This window comes from Mesorhizobium sp. M1066 (assembly GCF_040318635.1).
In the GTDB taxonomy this organism is placed as follows: Bacteria; Pseudomonadota; Alphaproteobacteria; order Rhizobiales; family Rhizobiaceae; genus Mesorhizobium.
On sequence record NZ_JAMYMR010000012.1, the window covers coordinates 63,106 to 84,195 of the forward strand.

Sequence of the window (21,090 nt, forward strand, 5' to 3'; positions counted from 1 at the left end):
AACTCCCCGAATGCTGATCTGCAGCTCTGAACTGTACCGGGCCCATTTGTGACAATGAACGACCACCTTGCTTAAAGAGTAGTCATTCGCCGCGGCCTGCGACGCCGACGGGATAACGCAGCCGGCCCCACGGCGCTTCCCTACTGCTTCAGCCGTGTCGACTGAGATTCGCGCGCTGCAAGACGTTCAGTTTCGGCCTCTTGTCTGGACGCGACTTCACCCGATCGGGCTGCGGAATAGAGAGCCGCGGCCTCACCCAACCTGACCTGATCGGATTTCCGCACGGATGGATGTTCAAACGATTTGCCCGAGGCTGTCGCACGAGCGATTTCGCGTGCGCCGTCTTCACCGAAACGGACTTCAATCGATTTCTTGAAGGTGGCGATCTCCCGTCTGACCTCCTGATCGGCTGACACCGCCTTGAAGGCTTCGGCCCGCTCGCGATCATCCTTGGCCATTGCAATTTTTTCCAGGGCAGCTTTCGCCTGATCAGAAACATCTCTCACCTCAACCGCGTCAGCCTTGAGCTGCTTTTCGACCTGGGTGCGATAGGATCGTTCGGCTCGGTTCTCGAACTCGGCGGTCCGGACAATGTTCGGGCCAATCGCGGCGGCAGCCTGTTCAGCGGCGGTCCGCTCTTCCCGCGCCCTGGCACCGGCGAAGAACCCTTCCCTGCCCCGCAGCTCGCCGACCAAGCTGGTGTCCGCCGATATCCGTTGTGCAGCACTTGTCGGACCGTCTCGAGCAATGATCTCGTCGAGACGCTGCGCCGCCGATTTCGGATCACGGTAGGCGGCCTCCAGATAGATTGAGCGAGCCTCGCGCTCGCGCTGTACATCCGCATCGCGACTGACAGCAGCGGCAATGCTTTTTTCGTCGATCGATCGCCCAAGGCTGTCGCGGCGCACGCCACCAGCAGCCACATCCTGGAATGCAGCTATCAGTACCCTGGCGTCCGCTGGCCGGTCGGCTGCGGTGCTGCGCGACCGCTCTTCATTTCTGCCATCTGGAACAGCCTGCCGATCTTCGGTTCTGCTTGCCACGACCCGATCATCGGCTGGCCCGGGACGATCGCTGCCTCCTGCCTCTTTTGACTTCTGCGCCATGACGGGCTCAGGCGTCCCGCCTCGACGCTCGGGCCGACGCTGGCTCTCCGCGTCCTTGGCAATGGCGCCGGACTGCATCTCCGGTGTGCGCGGATCTGCCTGACGCATGCCCACGCGTGTCTCTTCGACAACTGAAGCCATCGGCTGCTCCTCTTGTTCCCTGCCATCCTGAGCTTGCCCAACATGCGACGCTGGCCGGGCATTCTCTGCCGCCCGTCCCTCGTCCAGCTTCGCCCGTTGTTCCGCGCTGAGCTCGTCGCGTGTTGCATAAGCCACTGACGCCGACTTGATCTCGTTGCGACCGATCTGCCGGGCGAGCTGCCGCAAATCCCGGGCGGTCTGCGTCGCTACGAAGATCGTCGCGCTCTCACGCTGCCTAGTCAGCGCGACATAGCTCGAGGCGGCGCGCCAGTGATGCGTGTGCATGAGATAGGTGTGGTCAAGCGTCTTGCCCTGGCCCTTGTAGATCGTGCCGGCATAACCGTGCCGGAAGCCATTGAACTCCGAAGCATACCATTCGACCTTCCTGCCCTCCCGGCCCGCAGCTGCATCGAGCGAGACACTGATGCGGCCAAAGTTCCGGTCAATGCTGGTGATCACGCCGGCATTGCCGTTGTAGATGCCGGCGCCCTTCAGCGTATCCGTGAACTGCACCCGGTCGCCCACAGCGAATGCAGCCTCGCCGTGCTTGGTCGTAAACACAGAATCCTCACCGAGCTCACCACGCTCGCGACGCACCGCGCGCAGATCCTTGTTCAGCGCATCGACATCCTTGTTGGTGTAGGCGAACACGAACCGCGATGCCGACGGATTCGAAGCAGCATCCCTGGCCCACCGCTCGACCAGTTTTTCTCGCAATTCATCCTGCTTCGACGTCCACACCACCGCCTTGTTTCGCGCGAAGGCTCGCAGCGCGTCTTCGAAGCGACCGTCCGAAAGATCGCGCGCCGCCTCTCTCTGCCAGTCGACCTTCTGACGCGTGACCTGGGTGATCTCGGACGATCCGTGCTCCTTCTTCAGCTCTGTGAACAGCCCGCCGCGCTCGATCGAGCCGAGCTGCCGGTCGTCGCCGGCCAGCACAACCTTGGCGCCCGAAAGCCGCGCTTCCCGCAACACCTCGCCGGTCACCTTGGCGTCCATCATCGCTGCCTCGTCGACAACAACCAGCGTACGATGGTCCCACTGCGCGCGGCCGTTCTTCAATCGGAACAGTTCGGCATGAACGGTCGATGATCGAGCAAACCCGTCCTCCTTCATCGTCTGCGCCACCGCGTTGGTCGGCGCGAGGCCGACCACGCGATAGCCGGCCGCTTCATGCGCATCGCGGATCGAACCAAGCGCAAAACTCTTTCCCGTCCCGGCACGCCCCTCAATTATTTTTAGCCCCCCGGACCCCGTCGCATGATCGAACGCAGACAACTGATCCGGCCGCAATTCCTGCACGGACACGAGCCGCTTGCGCGCCCTTGCCCCGACATCGCGATGGGACCCTCCGGCCACGCGCCGTGCATCGGCAAGCGCCAAAACCTCCTGGTCGCGCACCGCCCGCGTTGTCCAGCGTCCTGCACTCTCGCCTGTATCCCGGTCATGCAGCGCGAGCACATCGTCACGCCCGAGCACTTTGCCCTTAACCTCCGCCCGTTCGCCCTCATCGCGAATGTGCTTTTTCAGATGCCGGTCGAGATCGTACTCGGAAAAACTCGCCTGGTTGCGCGTGAGCACTGTGAGCACATGTTCAGGATCGCGCGCCGCTTCTTCGTTCGCCCGCCTGATATGCTCGGCCCGCACATTGACCTCCGCGCCCGGCGTGCGCATGCGGATTGGTCCGATGTGTTCCTGTGGCACCGCGCTGGTCGCATCCACCCGGATCGAAAGCCCCTGTTCGGCAAAATAGCGGTTCTGATGATCGCGCCACAGCGCGCCCCACGCTTCGCCCTCCGCCACGATCGCCCGTCCCCCGCCCCGCTTGATCACCGGATCGAGATCGCGCGCCTTCTTCGCCGCAAACCCGCCCTCGCCCAGCCGCCGCGTCGTGATCAACAAATGCGCATGATAATTGGCCCGCTCGCCCTCGCTCTCCGCCCCATGCGGCGCATGGACGTCAAGCTGCACCGCCAGCCCCTTCGAGACAAAATGTTCCTGCGCAAACGACCGCGCCAGCTCCACCCGGTCGTCGTGATCGAGCTCTTGATTGGCCGGCAACGCCAAGACGAGTTCCCGCGCCAGTTGCGCGTCCTTGCGCTTTTCCATGGCCTCGGCCGCGTTCCATAGCGCATCGCTCGACGCCAGCTCTGACGGCGCGCCTTCCGGCAACAGCACCTCATGATGCTCCGGCGCCTCGCGGTGCTTGAAGTAAAACACCTCGCCGGTGCGCTGCGCCTTGATTGCCTCGCGGCCGTTATAGGCGGCCGAGCGCACCGCGCTGCCGCCATCGGAGCGTGAGATGTATCGGGCACGTGCGAAAGCGATGGCCATTGCCGCAGAATGCCATCACCAGCGCGCCGCCGCAAGCAAGCATTCGAAGAATGCATATTGCGTCTGCAAGAATCCAACGACCGTGCATCGACGATCAATTGGCGATGTGGCAGAACCCATAGCGGCGGAACACGCCGAAGGTCCTGGTTGCATCCGCCGGCATATACAAAAGGGGGTTGAAGAGACGCGCCACGGCTGGCAAAGTCCCCTCGGGCTTGGCGGACGGAGAAAAGACGGAGATTCTCGTCATGGCCCGCACCTCGCTTGCCGAACGCATGAGCCGCTTGGAACAGCAGCGGGCGAAACTCGCCGAGCAGGAAGCAAAACTCAAGGCGGACGAACGCAAGCAGCGCACCCGCCGCCTCGTTGAAGCCGGAACCCTCGTCGAACGGGCCGGATTATTGGACCTAGAGGAAGCGGCCCTTTATGGTGGCTTGTTGTCGCTTGCCAATGACGAGGGCAACAGCGCAATAATTACCGAGTGGATCAAGGCTGGCAAAACCGCGCTCGCTGGAGAAACAATCGGCAATGGCGCAACAAACGAACCGTTGACCCTCACCTTCCCCGCTCCGCTGCCGACCCCATTCGCGACCCGCCTGCGCGGCGCCGGCCTGCGCTGGAACAAAGTCATGCAGCACTGGGAAGGACTGGCGGAACACGACGCCGTCGCAGCATTGGCCGCCGAGCAGAACGGCACCCTACACCGCGTTCATTCCACCGCGCCGTCCAATCGGGAGCCGGATCGCGGCAGGAAGTCTGAACGCTCATAGCGCCGACGCCGAGGAGCCAAAAAAATGTTCGGGCGGCTGTCCTATGATCTCGTCAAGACACTGTTCAAGGCAACCTTCGCCATCCTGCCGCTCGTCATCTGGTACCCGGCCTGGCGCTACGCGCATGCTCTGTGGGGTGGCGCCTTGCTCGACTGGCATCGCACGGGTCTGTCGCCGGCATCGGTGATTTACAGACTTGGTTACGCGGCATGGCCATCGATCGCGCTGCTCGGGCCGGCCATTACAATGGCGGCGGCTCTGCTGCTGCGTCGATCCGGCATGGTGCTGCCCCTCACTGCCATCGCCGGCGTGTTGGGCATGGCCGCGGCAACGGTTTTCACCGTCTGGCCGGAAGCGACACGACTGCTCGGCTACCGATCAGACTTTGCCTGGTCCGCCATTTTGAACGCAGCCGACATGGCCATCTTTTATGCCGGGGTTGTCGGCTTTCTCGCGACCACGGCCGGCGTCAGGATGCTGATGGGAAAATCGCTGCACGCCCAAAGCGTCAAGCCGGTTGAGCGTGCCTCCTCTGACATCTTTGGCCACGCGGACTGGATGGACATTCGCGAGTCACAAAACCTGTTCGGTGGTTCGGCCAAGTCGACAGCCAATCCGCGCGGCGGCGTCGTCATCGGCGAAGCCTACCGCGTCGATCAGGATGCGCCGGCCCGGCGCGGACAAAAGTTTGATCCGCGCGATCCAAAAACATGGGGCAAGGGTGGCAAGTCGCCTTTACTCACCTTTGACCTCTCCTGGGGCGGCACCCACGGCCTCGTCTTCGCCGGTTCGGGCGCCTACAAAACCGTCTCCGTCTGCGTGCCGACGCTGCTCACCTGGCGCGATTCAATTGTCACCCTCGATCCCTCCTCCGAGCTGGCGCCGATGCTGACGGGCGCACGCAGGGCGATGGGCCGACGTGTCATCTCAATTGATCCGATGACGGGCAGCGGAGCCTTCAACGCGCTCGAGTGGCTGACAAAAAGTTCGCCGCTCATCGATGGCGACATCCGCTCGGTCGTCGACTGGATCTGCGGCGAGAAACACACCGCCACCCGTGATGCGCCGCACGGCGCCTCGGGCAAGGCCTTCTTCGAGGGCCGTGGCAAGGCCATCGTCGAGACCCTGCTTTCCGACATCGTCTTCGACAAAAATCTGTCCGACGACAAACGCAATCTCGTCACTCTGGCGCAACGGCTCGCCTTGCCGGAGGCAAAAATGCGGAACGAGCTAGCACGCATTTTTGAACACTCCTCCTCGCATCGCGCCCGCCATCTCGCAGGCCAGTTGATGGGGCTGGTCGCCGAGACGTTCTCCGGCGTCTACGGCAACATGAGCGAGCAAACCGAATGGCTCGCCAATCCCGCCTACGCAAAACTGGTGTCGGGTAACAGTTTTCGCACTGCTGATCTGGTCGCCGGCAAGCTCGACCTCTTTATCAACATCCCGATGAAGGTGCTGGAATCGACGCCGGCGCTCGCCCGTGTCGTTGTCGGATCCCTGCTCAATGCCCTCTATGAGGCCGACGGCGTCTTGCCGGGCGGGCGTATCGTCTTCCTACTCGATGAGGTCGCCCGCCTCGGTTACATGACCTCACTGGCCCGCGCCCGCGATGCCGGCCGCAAATACGGCATTACGCTGGTCATGCTCTATCAGTCCGAAGGCCAGCTGCGCGAACAATGGGGCGATGGCGGCAAGAGCGCCTGGTTCGAAAGCGCTTCCTGGCGATCCTACGCCGCGATCGGCTCGCTCGAACAGGCCCGCGCTGTCTCCGAAGCGCTGGGCGAACATGGCGTCGTGCTGAACTCCGAGACAAAAAACCGGGGAAAAAGCGCAAAGCCGCTCGAGATCGGCACCGCCTCGACCGGCGCCTCGGAACAGCGCTCCGAGCGTGGCAGACGGTTGGCGACCGTCTCCGAAATTCTTGCCGATACCAGAGCCGACGAGCAGTTCGTCTTCGTCCAGGGCCGAAAGCCGTTGCGCTGCGGCAGAGCGATTTATTTCCGCAGGCCGGAAATGGTCGCCAAGGTCGAGCGGAACCGTTTCGCGCCCCAAGCCGCGTCGGGTTGAGGAGGCAAGAGATGCAGCGCATTCTGGCCCCGATTATCCCTGGCCTTGCCGTCCTGATCGTCGTGCTCGCCCTGCTGGAAACCTATTCCGGCGTCATTCTTATCGTCGCGGTTATCGTCATGGGCTGGCGGCTGGCGCATGCTGCAAAGCATGGCGTGCCGGTATCGCCGAAATTCTCGAAGGGTGAATGGGACGCGCAAGCAGGCGTTGAACGGAAACCGGCTCTGCCGATCCGTGCAGCAAGACATCGGCCGCTCGATGACGTGCTGGCCGAACTCGACGCCATGACCGGGTGGCGCTCCGTCAAGGATGAGGTCAAGAAGCTGGTCGCGGTGCTGCAGGCCGAGCAGGAACGTCGGCGCCACGGCATCAACGCCGTACCCCCAAGCCTGCACCTGACCTTCCTCGGCAATCCAGGGACCGGAAAAACAACGGCGGCGCGTCTTATGGGCGAGATTCTTTTCGCACTCGGCCTGCTCAGATCCGGCCATGTCGTCGAGGTCGACCGCAGCCAGCTTGTCGCCGGCTATATCGGACAGACCGCAATCAAGACACGGGAGGCGGTCGAGGCGTCGCTCGACGGCGTGCTGTTCGTTGACGAAGCATATGCATTGGCCCCCGAGGGCCAAAATAACGATTTTGGCCGCGAGGCGATCGACACGCTGCTGAAGCTGATGGAGGATCATCGGGATCGATTGTGTGTCATCGCCGCCGGCTATACCGGTGAAATGCGCCGCTTCCTCGAAGCAAATCCCGGCCTGCGCTCCCGCTTCACCAGGACAATAATGTTCGAGGACTATTCGGCTGAAGAGCTGGCGGGGATTTTTCGCAACCTCGCCAACCGTGAAGGCTTTGTGCTCGACGCCGCGGCCGAGAACTCGGCTAACCTTGCCTGCGTCCGCATCCAACCAGAGCGTGGAGACGATTTCGGCAATGCCCGCGCAATCCGCACGCTTTGGGAAAGCACGCGCGAGGCGCAAGCCATGCGTCTTGCTACCCACGGCATCGGCAGTGCTGGCCGCGACGCCATCATGACCATCGAGCCAGGTGACATTGCGGCGGCGATAGCATCACACGAGCGGCAGGGATCAACTACATGACGGCTCAAACCCTCCTCTCATCTGTGCGAGCCACGCTGGTGCGCTGGCTCCAACTTGTTCCCGCCCTGTTCCGGCGCGATCCGCTGTTCCGCTATGCCACGATCGCCGCCGTTCTGGCTTTGATCTTTCTGGCTATTAGTATTGTTCGGGATGTCGCCGGCAATCGCGACGGCCCCGTTGCCGGCGCTGGAAAGAACGCCGGCACGCCGACGTCGACTTCGGAAAAATTCGAACAGGGCAATGCATCTACAGCCGCAGGGTCGCGGACCCAACCGCCCGCGCCTGGATCAACCTCGGAGCCGGCTCAAGACCATACGCCTGCTGTCGCTCCAGGCCGGCCGCTGCAAGGAATAAAGGTGGCGCCCGCGCCGCACGACGATTTTGGAACCGTACCGTAGGAAGGATCATCCCCATGATGCAAAGGAAAAGCGTGGGCAGGCTGGCGCTCGGCATTGCAATCGCAGCGTTGAGTTTCGTTGAGGGCTCCGGCTTTGCGTTGGCGCAAGACCAGCAGGCAAACCAGCAGCAATTGGACCGCATCGAGCAAAAGCTCGATCGAATTATCGAGCATCTCGGCATCCCCGGACAGGACGGTGCGTCGGCAAAGAGCAACGGCAGCTTGCCCGCCACCGGAAACGATGGCGCGAAGAAGCAGGCTTCCTCCGAAGCAGGTGCCAGCCAAGGTTACCAGCGGGGCGCGCTCGCCATCGCCCGGGTTGCGCCGGCCAAAAAAGACGATCTTCCAGAGATCCCTGCCGACAGCGTCGGCAGCTTTGTCTATATCGGCGGCGCCATTCCCCTCAATGAACTGTCGCGCAAAGGTGTGCTCTACACCGGCCTCACCTCAGTCGAACTCCAGGGCTGGCTGAAGGTCGCAGAACCCGGCCGCACGCAACTCGCCGTCGAATACCGCGCCACCACGGGATCCAACGTTTTTGTCAATGCCGGCTGCATAGCCTCGCTGTGGCTCGAAGATCGCTCGATCGGCTCCCAGCATGGTGAAATTCCGATGCCGGCCAGAGAGCAAAAAAGCGTCTCCTTCATCTTTGGCGCCGATCTTCACCCCGGTCTTTACAAGCTTCGCGCCTGGCTGGCCTGCACCGAGCCGCGTGACCTGCATGTTCTCAATGCCCAACTGCTCATCAAGACCCCCGCCGACATGAACCTGCGCATGATCGACAGCGGCGAATTGCTGCACCAGGGGTAGCAAAAGGTCATGGCGAGAACCAAAAAGCACCACAGCCGCCGTCAATCAGGGTCCGTCGAAACGGATGAACGAGGTTTTGAAAAGCCGATGTTCCGCAGGCCTGGCTTCAACGGGTTGTGTCTTTCGGTGAAATGGAAAAGAAACTCAGCAAGCAACCGCCCAAAAGCCGCGAGATGCGCGGGCTCGCCGCGAACAGCTTGCCGCCATGCTGGGTCTGTCGACGGGCGTTCTCGCAATTCCGCGATCGCGGAAATCTCGGTTAAGCGCTCCCGCCCTTCTGCCTGTCGACCGTCCGCACCGGCCGATAGGCATTGGTCTTCAGCCACGCTTTGCATAAGAAAACGCCGGCGACGGAGCGATCCGTCGCCGGCCTTTTGGGCGCGTTCGCCTAGCCGGGCTCATTGAGGCGTTTCAGGAATTCAGCCAGATCTCCTTCGCGGGGCGCCCGGGCTAGCAACAGCCACCTTGTCTTTGATGAGTTTCGCCGCGACAACCGCCGGCAGTGGCATGAAGCAATAGCCGTGAGCGACGGCTGCGTCGTGAAGATCTTGCAGCGTCTCGAACGCGTGATCGTGGGTGCCGAGCCAGAGCGCCGGGTCGTCGGTCACGTCGTGGGGGAACGCCTGCAGGAAATAGGTCCGAAGCGGCGGGTCGTAACCGATGACAGCGTCTGGATCCGAGCGGCCCTGTCTGGTGGCGGTGCCAGTGACGGTGATGGTGTAGCGGCTCATTGCAACCTCCTTGTGCCGGTGGCGAGCCGACCCCTTGCGGGGCCGGCCACCGATGCCTCACTGGGGGTTGTTCCAGAGGATGACCTTCTTGTTCTCCTCGCCGCCCGGGGCGGGTGCAAGATTGCCGAAGATCACGCCGATCTCGGGGGCTTCCAGCTTGACCGAGAGGTACTCCTCGCCCGAACGCTGGGAGATGCGGTGCCAGCCGGCTCCGATCTCGAAGCCTGTGCGCTTGTTGACGATCCGGTAGTCGGGCGCGTCCTCGCGCGACTTGTTGGTGTTCGGGATGAGGGTGATCGGGGCGTTGACCCGGAGCGTGGCAAAGACGCCTTCCATCGAGCCGTCGGCCTTGGTGGTGAGGTTTGCGATCGTTGTGGCCATGGTAGTTCTCCTTCGGTTGCATCGGGACCATTCCCGATGGCGCCAAAGGAGAGGGCCGTCCTGCTGCGGTCATCTCGGCGAAAATTCTGGAAAATTCTATTTGCCGAAAAATAGCGGACAGGCCCTTCGCCTGTCCGCAGACAAAAAACAGAAATCGAATTTTCCTGAATATTCGCCGAGTGTACCCCCAACGGGGGTTGACCGCACAAAGCAGGCGGTCGTCTACAAAGGCGACATGAAACGGGAATGGCCCCGGATGCGACCGAAGGAAAAGAACTCAGGCCGCCATCGCTAGACCGCCGACGCAACGCTGCCGGATCGCAGGAACATGCAGCAGCCTCTCGGGTCATGTCGTCGGCATCGCCAACACATCGAACGGCAGCCCGGCGAGTGACCGCCTGGCGTGTTCGGTATGGCGGCACAGCGGTTTCGAGATCGGAGCCGACTGGCAGCGAAGTTCACGCCCCTCGGGGACGAGCCTCGCAGCCAGGTTGGATGACCCGGCACGCCAGGATGTCCGGCACGCTTGCCCCCGCCTCAGAGGCGAGAAGCGTCAAGATGATCATCCTGCACAACGCCCCGCGGCTCTGCGCGGGCCGGCTTCGAAAGGGGTCGGCTCCGGCCGTTCATAAAAGTGGAGTAGGCGGCGCGGGGCCGGACAAAGCGTATCGGATCGGACCGCCGGGCTGTCGGGGCAACGCGCGTACATCATCCCGGCAACGCTAGACGCTCGTCCGGCATCATGCGGGCTTCGGCCTGGCGGCGAATGTCCGGACCGGCATGGCGGAGCATGGCGCACCAGTCTTGCACATTGTACGTCGTCGCCACGCTGCCCCTTGCCAGATCGTAAATGACGCACGGCTTGTTCGCGATGGCGAGCCGAAGCACGTTGACGGCCGTGCCGGGTGATGCGCCATCCCAGACCATCATGCCAAAGTCGGCGCGCCGCGCCATCTCCCGGTCTTTGGCGGCGTGGAACCAGTATCCTTCGGCGCCCTCAGGAGAAGGAACATGGTAGGCGGCCCAGTCGCCCAGATTGTTGCGGGGTTCCTTGCCGGTATGGAAGACCCCGACATGCTCGTAGCCGTAGCCCGCGAGCAGGCCCTGCGCCTCGGCATCGGCTCCAGACTCGTCGCCAATCAGCACGCCGTGCTCGGCAGCGACGATTGCGCCGATCCGAGCGATGGCAGGTTCCGGCAGCTCGAATATCTCGCGCGATCCACCTATGAATATCATCGCCATCGTGACTTTCCTTTCTCTCCAGCGCCCCCGCCTCGCTCTGGCCGCCCTTTCCCTCCGGCCCTTCGCGAGGGATCGTCACCCGAAGGCCGAGACGGCGAAGCCGGCTCGGGGAGCGGCGGGAGGCCGCGACGAGAGCCCGGCCGGCCGTAGGCCGGCGCGCCGGCCCCTGCCGCTGCCGGAGGCGCTACGCGCGTGGAGCTAGTGGCCTTTGTCGGCCAGCCAGAGGCTCACGTCCTGGATCGAGCGCATGAGCACCGACGGATTGTCCCGCGCGGGAACGAAGCCCGAGTTCTACCAGTAGCGCTCGGCCTCGGCGTCGATAGCCCGCACCACCACCGCGCGGCCGCCGACGATGTCGGTGCCGGCGACGCAGCGATGCAGCGCGTCCTTGACCAGACCGCTGCCGACGCCTTGCCCGGCATGGCGGTGGTCGACGGCGAGTTGTCCGATTAACAGGGTCGGATCGGTCCGCCGGCCGGTGCGGAGGCGCGCGGTTTGGCTGGATCACGCCTGGCGCGAGGCCGTAATAGCCGACGACTGTGCCCTCGTCGTGAACGATCAGGACGCGGGTAAACCGCGGGCCTGGTTCGTTCGCGCGAAGCCAGCCAGCCAGGCGTTGAGTACCGGCTTGCCGCAATCGAAGCTGTCGAGGCGGTGCGTGTCATCGAGGAGTTCGATGCCTGAAAGCGCCACCTAACGGTCCCAAGGCGGGGACCGGCGCAGCCGCTCGGCCGCCTTCGGCGGAGGCGCAGCGGCGGGGGCTGAGATCGCCTGCATGAAAGCGTCATAGGCTTCCGGGGACACGATGGCGGTTGTGTTGACGATGGCCGCCTGCGCCTCGTGCAGTGCTGCGCGCCGCATGAACTCGGTGCGCGACAGGCCGAGCAGCTCCGCGCCGCGGTCGATGATCGTGAGATCGTCGTCGCGAAACCGCATCGAGACGGATATCTTCTTATTTGCGGCGGCGGCCATGGTACGTTCCTGTGTCGAATGGACATACGTCCGTGCAATGCAGCATGACACCGGATTTGCGTGACGCAACATTCCTGTTCCTGCGACCGGCGTACAGGCATGCGGAAACGGCGGACTGATCCGATCCGTGGTATGCTCCCTGCCTCGAAAGAGAACGTCAATCCAGACGGCTGACGCGGCGGCCCTCGCTGCGCGCTTCGATAAAGGCGCCTGCGATCTTCATCATGAATGCCTTGCTGAAACGACCGAGGGGCTTACCGTCGGATTCTATGTACCAGGAGCGTTCGGCAATAGACCGGCGCGCCGGCACTCGATAGCGGAGACTTCCAAACCGACCCGATCGCTGGGCGGTGGCTGGGTGGTTATCGCCAGGAGCGCGAGATGGGTCAGGCCATCTCTTGCGCCGCGGACAGCGATGACCACGCAGGTCGGCCGGCTCTTGCGGCTTCCGTTTCGCCGCGCTCATGTTGCCATGCCCAAAGATACGGGTAGGAGATCACCTGACCAGGCAGAAATCTACCGCTCATCATCGTATCCTTCCCCGCGCGCCAATCGGTCGATCTCGGCGGCGAAGAGTTCCGTGTGTTCCTCCGGCATCTCGGCGACATGGTATGCGCGGCGGGGATCGCCGCCGATGCGCATCCGTTCGTAGTGCTCGTAACTCATCAGCACGAACCGGGGTTTCCGGTGCTTGGTAAGAATAACGGGTTCGCGGCTGGCAACGTCGGTGACGTCGCCAACCTGCTTGTTGAGATCCCCCGTCGTGAACTGGCGCATGGCTAGACTCCTTGATCGATCTCCATATTATCTGGATTCGCCAGATTTGCGAGAAAACGGCGCTCACGCGCCGCCCTCCGCGAACCGCCAGACGGGGATGCCGAGCCGACGGGCCTTGTCGGCGAGGTTGTCGGTTATCCCGGAGCCGGGAAAGACGATGAGGCCGTAGGGCACCACGGAGAGAAGCTGGTCGTTGCGGCGGAACGGAGCCGCCTTGGCGTGCCGGTTCCAGTCCGGCTTGAAGGCGATCTGGGTGACCTTCCGGTTCTCGGCCCAGCAGGCGGCGATGCGCTCGGCGCCGCGCGGGCTGCCGCCGTGGAGCAGGACCATGTCGGGATGCTTCTCGCGGGCCTTGTCGAGCGCGTCCCAGATCCGGTCGTGATCGTTGCAGTCGAGGCCGCCGGCGAAGGCAATCTTGGTGCCGGCCGGAACAAGCACCTCGTTTTCGGCGTGGCGGCGGGCGGCGAGGAAGTCGCGGCTGTCGATCACCGCTGCGGTCATCGCCTGGTGGCTGACCTTGGAGCCGGTGCGCGGCCGCCATGCCGATCCGGTTTGTGCCTCGTAGAGCTCGGCGGCCTCATCGCGCATGATTTCGAGCACGTTGCGGCGCTCGATATAGCTGATGCCTTCCGCGGTCAGCCGCTCCAGCTCGACCGACTTCACCTCCGAGCCGTCCTGCTCCTGCTGACTCGAGCGCTGCGCCTCCTCGTTGCGGTCGAGGCTGCGGGCGACACGCTCGGCGGCACGGTGGAAGACGTTTGCGAACGACCAGAGCAGGTCGTCGAGATCGGGTTCGAGCCTGGTGTCCCCGAGCATGCCGGCGAAGGTTTCTACGATCCCGGCGAGGCCGGCCCGGATCACCTCGTCGTCGGGAAGCGGCCGAGGGTCAGGTTCGTCCTGATGCGGGCGATGGCCGTACATCTGCAGTTCGAGGATGACGCGGTCGGTCGGCGAGGAGGCGTGGGAGGGCTCGTAGGCGTCGTCGAGAGGAATGTCGTAGGTCATGGCGGTGTCTCCGTCGGTTGTGGCCGCGCCTATCGCGGCCTGACAGCGCATCCCAGCCGCGCGCCGGGCGCGGCCGCACCGAAGGCCGAAGCGCGAGCGGAGGACGGCGAAGCCGTTGCGGCCGTGACTGGGGGTGGCAGGGGTCGCCTCTCAGGCAGGCCGCGGGCGCGGCCTCTCCGGTGGACCCCCGCCATATCTGCAGGCTGTCCGACGCCGCGCCGAGCCGCGTGCCGGCCCGACCCATTCATCCGGGCGGCAGGAAGAGACGGGCATCCTCCGGGACGAGTTGATCGCGGAGCCATGCCGCGAGGTGGGCTTGGCCGAGATGACGCAGATCGTCGTTGAAGTCGCCGAGCTGCGGCCGCAGCACCAGCGCGAGAATCCCTGCCTCGCCTGCGCGCTGGCTGAGACGCTCTATGCCGTGCCGGCCGGCGGCGTCGGCATCGGCCGCGATGTAGAGGCGGCGGCAGCCGGGGGGCAAGATCAGGCCGGCGAGGTGATTGGCCGAGGTGGCCGCAGCCACCGGCAGCGCCGGCATCACCGTGCGGAGCGAGGCCATCGTCTCGAAACCCTCGCCGGCGGCCATGACCGGAACGGGCGTGCCGGGATCGAGGCCGAGCCAGATGCCATTTCCCAGGAGATGACCGAGCGAGCGTCGAGGATCGGCGATCTGCGCCTTGCCGTTCCCGTCCGGAGCGAGCCAGGTGCGCTGGAGGCCGGTGATGCGCCCGTCGATGCCGGTGACCGCAGCGATCAGCGCGGGCAGGGTCCGCGTCTCGCCGGTCACGAGATCGCGATAGTAGCAGCCGGGGTGGAAGCGCAGGGCGCGTTCGCGGGCGGCAAGCAGAATGCCGCGGCCGGTGAGGTAGCGTTCGGCCAGCGTGCCGGCGATCGGCTGCGACATGGCGAACAGGCGGCGGGCGGCGTCAGGGGAGCCGCGTGCCGCGGCAGGCTGGCGCTGGATATCGGATGGGCGGGACTGGGGTTCTGGCCGTGGGATGGCGAGGAAGCGACGCGCTTCATCGGCGACCTCGCGGAATCCGACCAGGCCGCAGCTCGCCTCGATGACGTCGAGCAGGTCGCCATATTCGGCCGTCGCCTCGTCGACCCACTTGCCGGCAGGGCCTTTGGCATTGGCTTTCAGCCGCACATGCATGGAGCGGCCGCGCGCGTTGCGGACATCACCGACGATCCAGTGATTGCCGGAGCGATGGCCGTTGGAGAGATATTCGCGGCACACCGCCTCGGCATGTTCGCCAAGGCGGCGTGCCAGCTCGGTGGCCGAGGCGGTCATGATCGCCTCCCCTTAAGCCGCTGCGGTGCGGTCGGTGACCCCGACCAGCGTATGGCGATCGAGGAGTGTCGCGAGGATGGCGGAGCCTTCGTCGCCTGTCGGGACGAACAGCCTCAGCTTCCAGGAGATGATTTCGGAGATCAAACCCAGCGCTTTCAGCCGCGGGACCATCGCTTCGGTGAAGCCGACCAGCTCGACGCGGTAGTCGTTCATGACGCGGCTGCGGCGCAGGACCAGGCCTTCAGCAAGCTGCAAGCCGATCTTGCCTTCGATCAGGCCTGTCCATGCCGCCTCCGGCGCAAGCGTCGGCACATGGTCGATACCAAGATTGCGTAGCATGGTGGCCACCAGCGTCGGCGCGATGTGACGGCCGATGATGCGTTCGCCGGCATCGGTCTGGATCCGGTAGACCTGGCAATCATGATCGGGCAGCCGCCGCCAGATCGGCAGCAACAGGCCGGCGACGATGTAGAAGGTGCTCGTGGTGAACTCGGGGACCGTGGTGACTTCTGCCTGCCACAATTCGCAGAACAGCTTCCGGTCGGCAGGCTGCCAGTGGGTTTCGGCGAGGGCGTCAAGACCAAAGCGCAGCTCGTCAATCGGCCGAAGCAGACTGACGCGATGTTCGAGCGTTCCGTCGTCGAGCATCAGACTGGCGGTCGGCAGCTGGATCGCCGCTCGATTGGAACGCGTGTTGACCAGCAGGACTGACTGCGGCTCGGCGCGTACGATCGCCAGAGCGTCTACCAGGCCGAGTGGCCGGATGCGGTCTTTGCGCGCAACAGTCAGGACATGGGACTGCGCGCCGGAGACCGGATGCGTGTAGACCGTCCGGCGATCGGTAACGACGGTGCTCTCCGCCGTGATCGTCTCCAGCCCCTTGTCGTAATTGCCGGCGGCAATGGCGCCTTCGACCTTCGCCGCCATCAACTGCTCGAACACCTCGAACAGCAGGTTCTGGGTTTCGATGCGCAGCGCCAACAGTCGGTTGAGCCAGGTCGTGATCGGCGGCAGTTCGTCGCGAAGGCCGCCCTCATCGGTGGTCAACGACAGGCCGGTGACGGCCTCGAACGTCGTTAGCGAGCAGCCCTCGATCTTCCCCTGGTGGAGCAGATAGTAGAATTGGCGCAGTGCTGCTCGGGCGTAGGGGCTTTCGAGATTGTCCTCGGAGCGGAACAGCCCTGCCCCGCCGGTCTGGCGCTGGCCGCGCGTGATCGCGCCCAGCGTGTCGAGCCGTCGTGCGATCGTCGACAGGAAGCGCTTGCCCGCCTTCACATTGGCGGCCATCGGCCGGAACAAGGGCGGTTGCTTCTGATTTGTGCGGTGCGTCCGTCCGAGACCCTGGATGGCATTGTCGGCGCGCCAGCCGGCCTCGAGCAGATAGTGCTTGCGCAGCCTCTGGTTCCTGACCCCGAGATCGGCGTGGTAGGAGCGGCCGGTGCCGCCGGCGTCGGAAAAGATCAGCACGCGCTTGTGGTCATCCATAAAACTCTGGGTCTCGGCGAGATTGGCCGAGCCCGGGCGGTTCTCGACGGCAAGCCGGTCGATACCGTCGCGGCCGGTCTTCTTGACGATGCGCCGCGAGCGGCCGGTCACCTCGGCGACGGTGTCGGTGCCAAAGTGATGGATGATCTGGTCAAGGGCACCGCCGACCGGCGGCAACGACGCAAGCCGCTCGACCATCTCGTCGCGCCGGCGAACGGCCTCCCGGCACTGAACCGGATTGCCATCTTCGTCGTGAACGGGCCGCGAATAGACATTGCCATCGGCGTCCGAGTATTCCTCGAACAACTGCGTCGGGAAGGAATGCATCAGGTACCCGCCGACATATTCCCGCGGCGTGACGTCGACATGCAGGTCCGACCATTCCTCGGTCGGGATTTCGGCAAGGCGTCGTTCCATCAACGCTTCGCCGGTCGAGACGATCTGCACGACTGCCGCATGCCCGTCGGCGAGGTCCTGTTCGATCGCACCGATGAGCGTCGGCGTCATCATCGACGTGATGAGATGGCTGAAGAAGCGTTGCTTGGTGCTCTCGAAGCCTGAACGCGCCGCCGATTTTGCGTCGCGGTTCAGCGTGCCGGCCTCGCTGGTGATGTTGGTCGCCTCGAGTGCCGCGGTCAGGTTGTTGTGAATGACCTGGAATGCATCTGCATAGGCGTTGTAGATGCGGATCTGTTCGTCGCTCAGCGCATGCTCGAGCAGGTCGTATTCGACCCCGTCATAAGAGAGCGAACGCGCTGCATAGAGACCGAGCGATTTGAGATCGCGGGCGAGCACTTCCATCGCAGCCACTCCACCGTCCTCGATCGCGGCGACGAACTCGGCGCGGTTGGCGAATGGAAAATCCTCGCTGCCCCAAATACCGAGACGCTGCGCATAGGCGAGGTTCTCGACTGCGGTCGCACCGGTCGCGGAGACATAGACGATGCGGGCGTCAGGCAGTGCATGCTGCAGCCGCAGACCCGCCTTGCCTTGTTGCGAGGGCGCGACGTCGCCACGCTCGCTTTTGCCGCCAGCGGCATTGGCCATGGCGTGGGCCTCGTCGAAGACGATGACGCCATCGAAAGATTTTTTGGCCCCCGACAGGTTTTCTCCGGCCCCCGTCTGGCTTTCTTTAATCCCCGTCGGGCTTTCGGCCCTTCCCGTGTCTTGCCCAACCCAGTCGAGGATCTGGGCGATCCGGGATTTCTTGCCCTCCCGTTCCTGCGAGCGGAGCGTCGCGTAGGTCGTGAACAGGATGCCCTCGGCAAGGCGGATCGGTGTGCCCTGCCGATAACGTGACAGCGGCTGCACGAGAAGTTTTTCCTGGCCAAGTGCTGCCCAATCGCGCTGGGCGTCTTCCAGCAATTTGTCGGACTTGGAAATCCAGATCGCACGGCGGCGGCCCTGCAGCCAGTTGTCGAGGATGATGCCGGCGACTTGCCGTCCCTTGCCGCAGCCGGTTCCGTCACCCAAAAACCAGCCACGGCGGAAGCGGACAGCGTCCGCAGCCCCTTCTGGCGCGGCCGAGACGACATCGCAGGTCTCGTCAACCGTCCAGGCGCCGGTGAGATGGCCGCAATGGGCTTCACCCGCATAGACGACGCTTTCGAGCTGGGCGTCCGACAGCAGGCCTTCGTCGACGATCGCATCAGGTAAAAGCGGCCGATAGGAAGGTTTTGGTGGCGCGACGGCGGCCATTGCGGCCGACTGCACGAGCGGCGTCGGATGCGGCTTGGCGCGGGGAATGTCGATCGACTGGAGCGCGTACGGTTCGTAGATCGTGTCGGTGAGCCGGCCGCCCTCCTCCGGCATCCAGTCGCGCAGCTCATAGGCGAGCGGGACGGCAGGCGCGCTGCTTGCCATGACCCGGCCAGCGGGCTTCGCCCGCACAATCGGACGGACCGATCGGATGGCCTTCGGAGCAGCCGTTGAGACACGGAGGGGTGCGGCTCTCGCCCCCGATCGGGCGCCCATGTGCATGGCGGCATTGCGCAGGATGCCGCTTAACAACGCACCGATCGAGTCCGGAAAGCCGCCCGGTGCCCGGGGCGGCAGGGCGGAGATCCAGGAGAGCAACGTCTCGACATCCATGGCCTTGCCCGGCGAGCCGGAGAAGCTGGTTGGGTCGGTAGCAGGAACTTTGTCGATGATGGTCAAGCGGGTCTCAGTGGTGGTGCCATGGCGGGCGTAGACACGGCCGTCGATCGCCGCGGTGAAGAGAATGGTGCCCCGCTGCTGCAGGCGTTCGAAGGCGGGCCGCCATTTGGGGTTTTCGGAAGACAGGCCGGTGCCGGTGATGGCGACCAGGCGTCCACCCGGACGCAGGCGTGCGAATGCGGAGGAGAGATGCCGCCATGCCGCGTCAGTGACGTGGCCATCGACATAGGCGCCGACGCTGAAGGGTGGATTCATCAGCACGACGGACGGCTCCATGGCCGCGTCGAGATGATCGTCGATAGGGGCGGCGTCGTGCCGCGAGACGGAAACCTGTGGAAACAGCAGGCCGAGGAGATCGGCCCGCGTCGCGGCAAACTCGTTGAGGGCGATCGAGGCGCGCGCCATTTCGGCATGGACGGCGAGCAGACCGGTGCCGGCCGAGGGTTCGAGAACGAGGTCGCAAGATGCGATCGCCGCGGCGTGCCCCGTGACGAAGGCCAGCGGCAAGGGTGTGGAGAGCTGCTGCATGGCCTGGCTCTCGTCGGAGCGCCGTGTGTGGGTCGGAACGAGTTCCGCGATGCGCTTCATCATCGCCAGCGTTGCCTGGGGCGTGGTGGACCGGGACAGGATCGCAGGGCCGAACCGGCGCAAGAACAGCACCTGGGCGACTTCGAGCGCCTCATAGGCCTCCTTCCAGACCCAGAACCCTTGCGCATCGCTGCCGCCAAAACCTGTCGTCATGGCGGTGCGCAGTGCGGCGGTGGTGACAGGCTTGCCCTGCTCGAGGAAAGGCAGAAGCAGCGTTGCCGCTTGATAGATTGCCTGGGCGTTGTTGATGGAGGCCGGCGTCGGCGCGTCGAGGGGAGCGGCGGTCCGGGTAACGGCAGCTGTGGCGGAAACGATGTTCATGGAAATGTCCTTCGCGAGGGGGGGAATGATGCCCGCGCCGGCACTCTCTCCGCGCCAGCGGGGCCACACTCCTCCCGGCTCCCCTCTGCCTCTGGCGCCGATGCACCAAAGGGGTTGCGCTCTGTGCAAACCCATGACTTGAATGCGCGCACAGGGATGCGGCGGCGACCTGGAGCTGTGGAGGTGATGCGACGGTTCAGAATTGGCAGTGCGGTCTACGAGGAGGCAGCGCCTGACCTGCAGGCGGCGCTGGCGAGCGCTTATGCCCGCACCGAGCGTCCGCTATGCCTGTGCCGCGAGCCAGGTTGTCCGATGTACATCGCCCGCATCGGCGACCTTCACCTGATCAAGCGCATGCCGCTGAGCGGCGGCGGGCATGATCCATCCTGTGAATCGTATGAGGCGCCTTACGAACTGTCCGGCCTGGGCGCCTTGATGGGCAGCGCGATACAGCTCGATCCGCAAAATGGCTTGGCGGCCCTCAAGTTGGACTTCAGCCTGTCGAAGACGGGGAGCCGGGCCGCGTCCGTGCCTGCTGGCCAGAGCTCCGCCAGTGTAACCGGCGACCCCAGAAGGATGTCGCTGCGTGGCCTGCTTCATTATCTCTGGCACGAGGCCGAGCTGACGGTCTGGACATCGCGATGGGCCGGCAAGCGACATTGGTGGAATGTCCGCTGGCATCTGCTCGAGGCCGCCGGGCAAATGACCGTGAGAGGCGGACCGCTCGCGGATATCATGTTCGTGCCCGAGCCGTTTCGCGCCGAGAACAGGCAAGCGATCGAAAATCGTCGCAACGCGGTTCTCGGCACGGCGCTCCCGCCGAAATCAGGCCCCCGAAAGTTGCTCGTCCTGGTCGGCGAAGTGAAGGAGATCGTGCCCGCCCGCTCCGGTCAGAAACTCGTCATCAGGCACCTGCCCGGTTTTCCCTTCATCATCGACGATGCATTGCATCGCCGCTTGCAGGCGCGTTTTGAAAAAGAATTGTCGTTGTGGGCAGCGGATCCCAGCTCGCATCTCATGACGATCGCGACGTTCGGACTGAACCCGGCCGGCCTCGCCCTTGTCGAGGAGGTCGCGTTGATGGTGGTGTCCGAGAACTGGATTCCCTACGAGACTGTCCCGGAGAAAAGGCTCGTCGACGGGCTCGCCCGCCTTCGCGAGAAGAGCGTGAAGGGATTGCGCTTTGACCTGCAACCCGACCAGCCGATCGCCAATGCGTTGCTTCAGACCAGGGACGAGCCGATTGCACTCTTTGTCGTTCCGGCCGGAGCGGACCAGAACTTCGAAGTGTCGCTCGACGAAATGATCGCCGCACGACCGGAGATCGGCTCCTGGGTGTGGCGGGTCGGCGAAGGCGATATGCCGCCGCTACCGCCTTGAGCGTCGGCGGAATTTCCGTCGATGCTTCA

The 21,090-nt window shown here is 64.2% G+C and carries 17 protein-coding genes and 1 pseudogene; 6 read left to right on the forward strand and 12 right to left on the reverse strand.

Annotated elements, in window-relative coordinates:
- Nucleotides 1–140: 140 nt before the first annotated feature.
- On the reverse strand, nucleotides 141–3,581 hold the full coding sequence (locus tag NKH52_RS17565; RefSeq protein WP_352731738.1) for an AAA family ATPase: 3,441 nt from the start codon (nucleotides 3,579–3,581) through the stop codon (nucleotides 141–143).
- 248 nt (nucleotides 3,582–3,829) lie between these two features.
- Between NKH52_RS17565 and NKH52_RS17570 the strand changes: the two genes are divergently transcribed.
- Genes NKH52_RS17570 through NKH52_RS17590 form a run of 5 tightly spaced genes read left to right on the forward strand, consistent with a single transcriptional unit; the run spans nucleotide 3,830 to nucleotide 8,728 of the window.
- Nucleotides 3,830–4,351 carry a conjugal transfer protein TraD gene (locus NKH52_RS17570; protein ID WP_127296799.1) on the forward strand — a complete coding sequence of 174 codons (522 nt, stop codon included), beginning with the start codon at nucleotides 3,830–3,832 and terminating at the stop codon, nucleotides 4,349–4,351.
- Nucleotides 4,352–4,375: 24 nt separating this feature from the next.
- Nucleotides 4,376–6,421: a type IV secretory system conjugative DNA transfer family protein gene (locus tag NKH52_RS17575; protein WP_352731737.1), complete on the forward strand. Its 2,046-nt coding sequence runs from the start codon at nucleotides 4,376–4,378 to the stop codon at nucleotides 6,419–6,421.
- Nucleotides 6,422–6,432: 11 nt separating this feature from the next.
- Nucleotides 6,433–7,521 carry an AAA family ATPase gene (locus tag NKH52_RS17580; RefSeq protein ID WP_352731734.1) on the forward strand — a complete coding sequence of 363 codons (1,089 nt, stop codon included), beginning with the start codon at nucleotides 6,433–6,435 and terminating at the stop codon, nucleotides 7,519–7,521.
- Nucleotides 7,518–7,919: a hypothetical protein gene (locus NKH52_RS17585; RefSeq protein WP_352731731.1), complete on the forward strand. Its 402-nt coding sequence runs from the start codon at nucleotides 7,518–7,520 to the stop codon at nucleotides 7,917–7,919. Before NKH52_RS17580 ends, NKH52_RS17585 begins: the two co-directional genes overlap by 4 nt.
- A gap of 32 nt (nucleotides 7,920–7,951) precedes the next feature.
- Nucleotides 7,952–8,728, forward strand: a complete 777-nt coding sequence (locus NKH52_RS17590; RefSeq protein ID WP_352731729.1) for a hypothetical protein — start codon at nucleotides 7,952–7,954, stop codon at nucleotides 8,726–8,728.
- A 419-nt stretch (nucleotides 8,729–9,147) separates the two neighbouring features.
- Here NKH52_RS17590 and NKH52_RS17595 read toward each other — a convergent pair whose 3' ends face one another.
- From NKH52_RS17595 to NKH52_RS17645, 11 genes and pseudogenes are all read right to left on the reverse strand, one after another.
- On the reverse strand, nucleotides 9,148–9,459 hold the full coding sequence (locus tag NKH52_RS17595) for a hypothetical protein (protein ID WP_352731727.1): 312 nt from the start codon (nucleotides 9,457–9,459) through the stop codon (nucleotides 9,148–9,150).
- Nucleotides 9,460–9,516: 57 nt separating this feature from the next.
- Entirely contained in the window at nucleotides 9,517–9,840 is a 324-nt protein-coding gene (locus NKH52_RS17600) for a DUF736 domain-containing protein (protein WP_006205585.1), read from the reverse strand.
- A 708-nt stretch (nucleotides 9,841–10,548) separates the two neighbouring features.
- Nucleotides 10,549–11,082, reverse strand: coding sequence for a hypothetical protein (locus tag NKH52_RS17605; protein WP_352731725.1), 534 nt, complete (start codon nucleotides 11,080–11,082; stop codon nucleotides 10,549–10,551).
- Between the two features lie 291 nt (nucleotides 11,083–11,373).
- Nucleotides 11,374–11,538, reverse strand: a complete 165-nt coding sequence (locus tag NKH52_RS17610; protein WP_352967505.1) for a hypothetical protein — start codon at nucleotides 11,536–11,538, stop codon at nucleotides 11,374–11,376.
- Between the two features lie 102 nt (nucleotides 11,539–11,640).
- The gene (locus tag NKH52_RS17615; RefSeq protein ID WP_352731723.1) at nucleotides 11,641–11,775 is read right to left on the reverse strand and encodes a hypothetical protein; all 135 of its coding nucleotides are present in this window, start codon (nucleotides 11,773–11,775) and stop codon (nucleotides 11,641–11,643) included.
- Nucleotides 11,776–12,054: a type II toxin-antitoxin system TacA family antitoxin gene (locus NKH52_RS17620; protein WP_352731720.1), complete on the reverse strand. Its 279-nt coding sequence runs from the start codon at nucleotides 12,052–12,054 to the stop codon at nucleotides 11,776–11,778. It abuts the gene before it with no gap.
- 157 nt (nucleotides 12,055–12,211) lie between these two features.
- Nucleotides 12,212–12,581 (reverse strand): annotated as a pseudogene (locus tag NKH52_RS17625) (hypothetical protein).
- Nucleotides 12,571–12,831, reverse strand: a complete 261-nt coding sequence (locus tag NKH52_RS17630; RefSeq protein WP_352443212.1) for a type II toxin-antitoxin system prevent-host-death family antitoxin — start codon at nucleotides 12,829–12,831, stop codon at nucleotides 12,571–12,573. Before NKH52_RS17630 ends, NKH52_RS17625 begins: the two are co-directional and overlap by 11 nt.
- Before the next feature lie 63 nt (nucleotides 12,832–12,894).
- On the reverse strand, nucleotides 12,895–13,836 hold the full coding sequence (locus tag NKH52_RS17635; protein WP_352612321.1) for a DUF2493 domain-containing protein: 942 nt from the start codon (nucleotides 13,834–13,836) through the stop codon (nucleotides 12,895–12,897).
- A gap of 244 nt (nucleotides 13,837–14,080) precedes the next feature.
- The gene (locus NKH52_RS17640; protein ID WP_352731717.1) at nucleotides 14,081–15,130 is read right to left on the reverse strand and encodes a DUF7146 domain-containing protein; all 1,050 of its coding nucleotides are present in this window, start codon (nucleotides 15,128–15,130) and stop codon (nucleotides 14,081–14,083) included.
- Nucleotides 15,131–15,142: 12 nt separating this feature from the next.
- Complete coding sequence (locus NKH52_RS17645) at nucleotides 15,143–19,681, reverse strand: strawberry notch-like NTP hydrolase domain-containing protein (protein WP_352731715.1); 4,539 nt, start codon at nucleotides 19,679–19,681, stop codon at nucleotides 15,143–15,145.
- 186 nt (nucleotides 19,682–19,867) lie between these two features.
- Between NKH52_RS17645 and NKH52_RS17650 the strand changes: the two genes are divergently transcribed.
- The gene (locus tag NKH52_RS17650) at nucleotides 19,868–21,061 is read left to right on the forward strand and encodes a DUF1173 domain-containing protein (RefSeq protein WP_352731713.1); all 1,194 of its coding nucleotides are present in this window, start codon (nucleotides 19,868–19,870) and stop codon (nucleotides 21,059–21,061) included.
- Nucleotides 21,062–21,090 lie beyond the last annotated feature (29 nt).

Coding starts and splice junctions, on each gene's coding strand:
- NKH52_RS17565 (WP_352731738.1), bottom strand. CDS start 3,581: ATGGCCATCGCTTTCGCACGTGCCCGATACATCTCACGCTCCGATGGC.
- NKH52_RS17570 (WP_127296799.1), top strand. CDS start 3,830: ATGGCCCGCACCTCGCTTGCCGAACGCATGAGCCGCTTGGAACAGCAG.
- NKH52_RS17575 (WP_352731737.1), top strand. CDS start 4,376: ATGTTCGGGCGGCTGTCCTATGATCTCGTCAAGACACTGTTCAAGGCA.
- NKH52_RS17580 (WP_352731734.1), top strand. CDS start 6,433: ATGCAGCGCATTCTGGCCCCGATTATCCCTGGCCTTGCCGTCCTGATC.
- NKH52_RS17585 (WP_352731731.1), top strand. CDS start 7,518: ATGACGGCTCAAACCCTCCTCTCATCTGTGCGAGCCACGCTGGTGCGC.
- NKH52_RS17595 (WP_352731727.1), bottom strand. CDS start 9,459: ATGAGCCGCTACACCATCACCGTCACTGGCACCGCCACCAGACAGGGC.
- NKH52_RS17600 (WP_006205585.1), bottom strand. CDS start 9,840: ATGGCCACAACGATCGCAAACCTCACCACCAAGGCCGACGGCTCGATG.
- NKH52_RS17605 (WP_352731725.1), bottom strand. CDS start 11,082: ATGGCGATGATATTCATAGGTGGATCGCGCGAGATATTCGAGCTGCCG.
- NKH52_RS17620 (WP_352731720.1), bottom strand. CDS start 12,054: ATGGCCGCCGCCGCAAATAAGAAGATATCCGTCTCGATGCGGTTTCGC.
- NKH52_RS17630 (WP_352443212.1), bottom strand. CDS start 12,831: ATGCGCCAGTTCACGACGGGGGATCTCAACAAGCAGGTTGGCGACGTC.
- NKH52_RS17635 (WP_352612321.1), bottom strand. CDS start 13,836: ATGACCTACGACATTCCTCTCGACGACGCCTACGAGCCCTCCCACGCC.
- NKH52_RS17640 (WP_352731717.1), bottom strand. CDS start 15,130: ATGACCGCCTCGGCCACCGAGCTGGCACGCCGCCTTGGCGAACATGCC.
- NKH52_RS17645 (WP_352731715.1), bottom strand. CDS start 19,681: ATGAACATCGTTTCCGCCACAGCTGCCGTTACCCGGACCGCCGCTCCC.
- NKH52_RS17650 (WP_352731713.1), top strand. CDS start 19,868: ATGCGACGGTTCAGAATTGGCAGTGCGGTCTACGAGGAGGCAGCGCCT.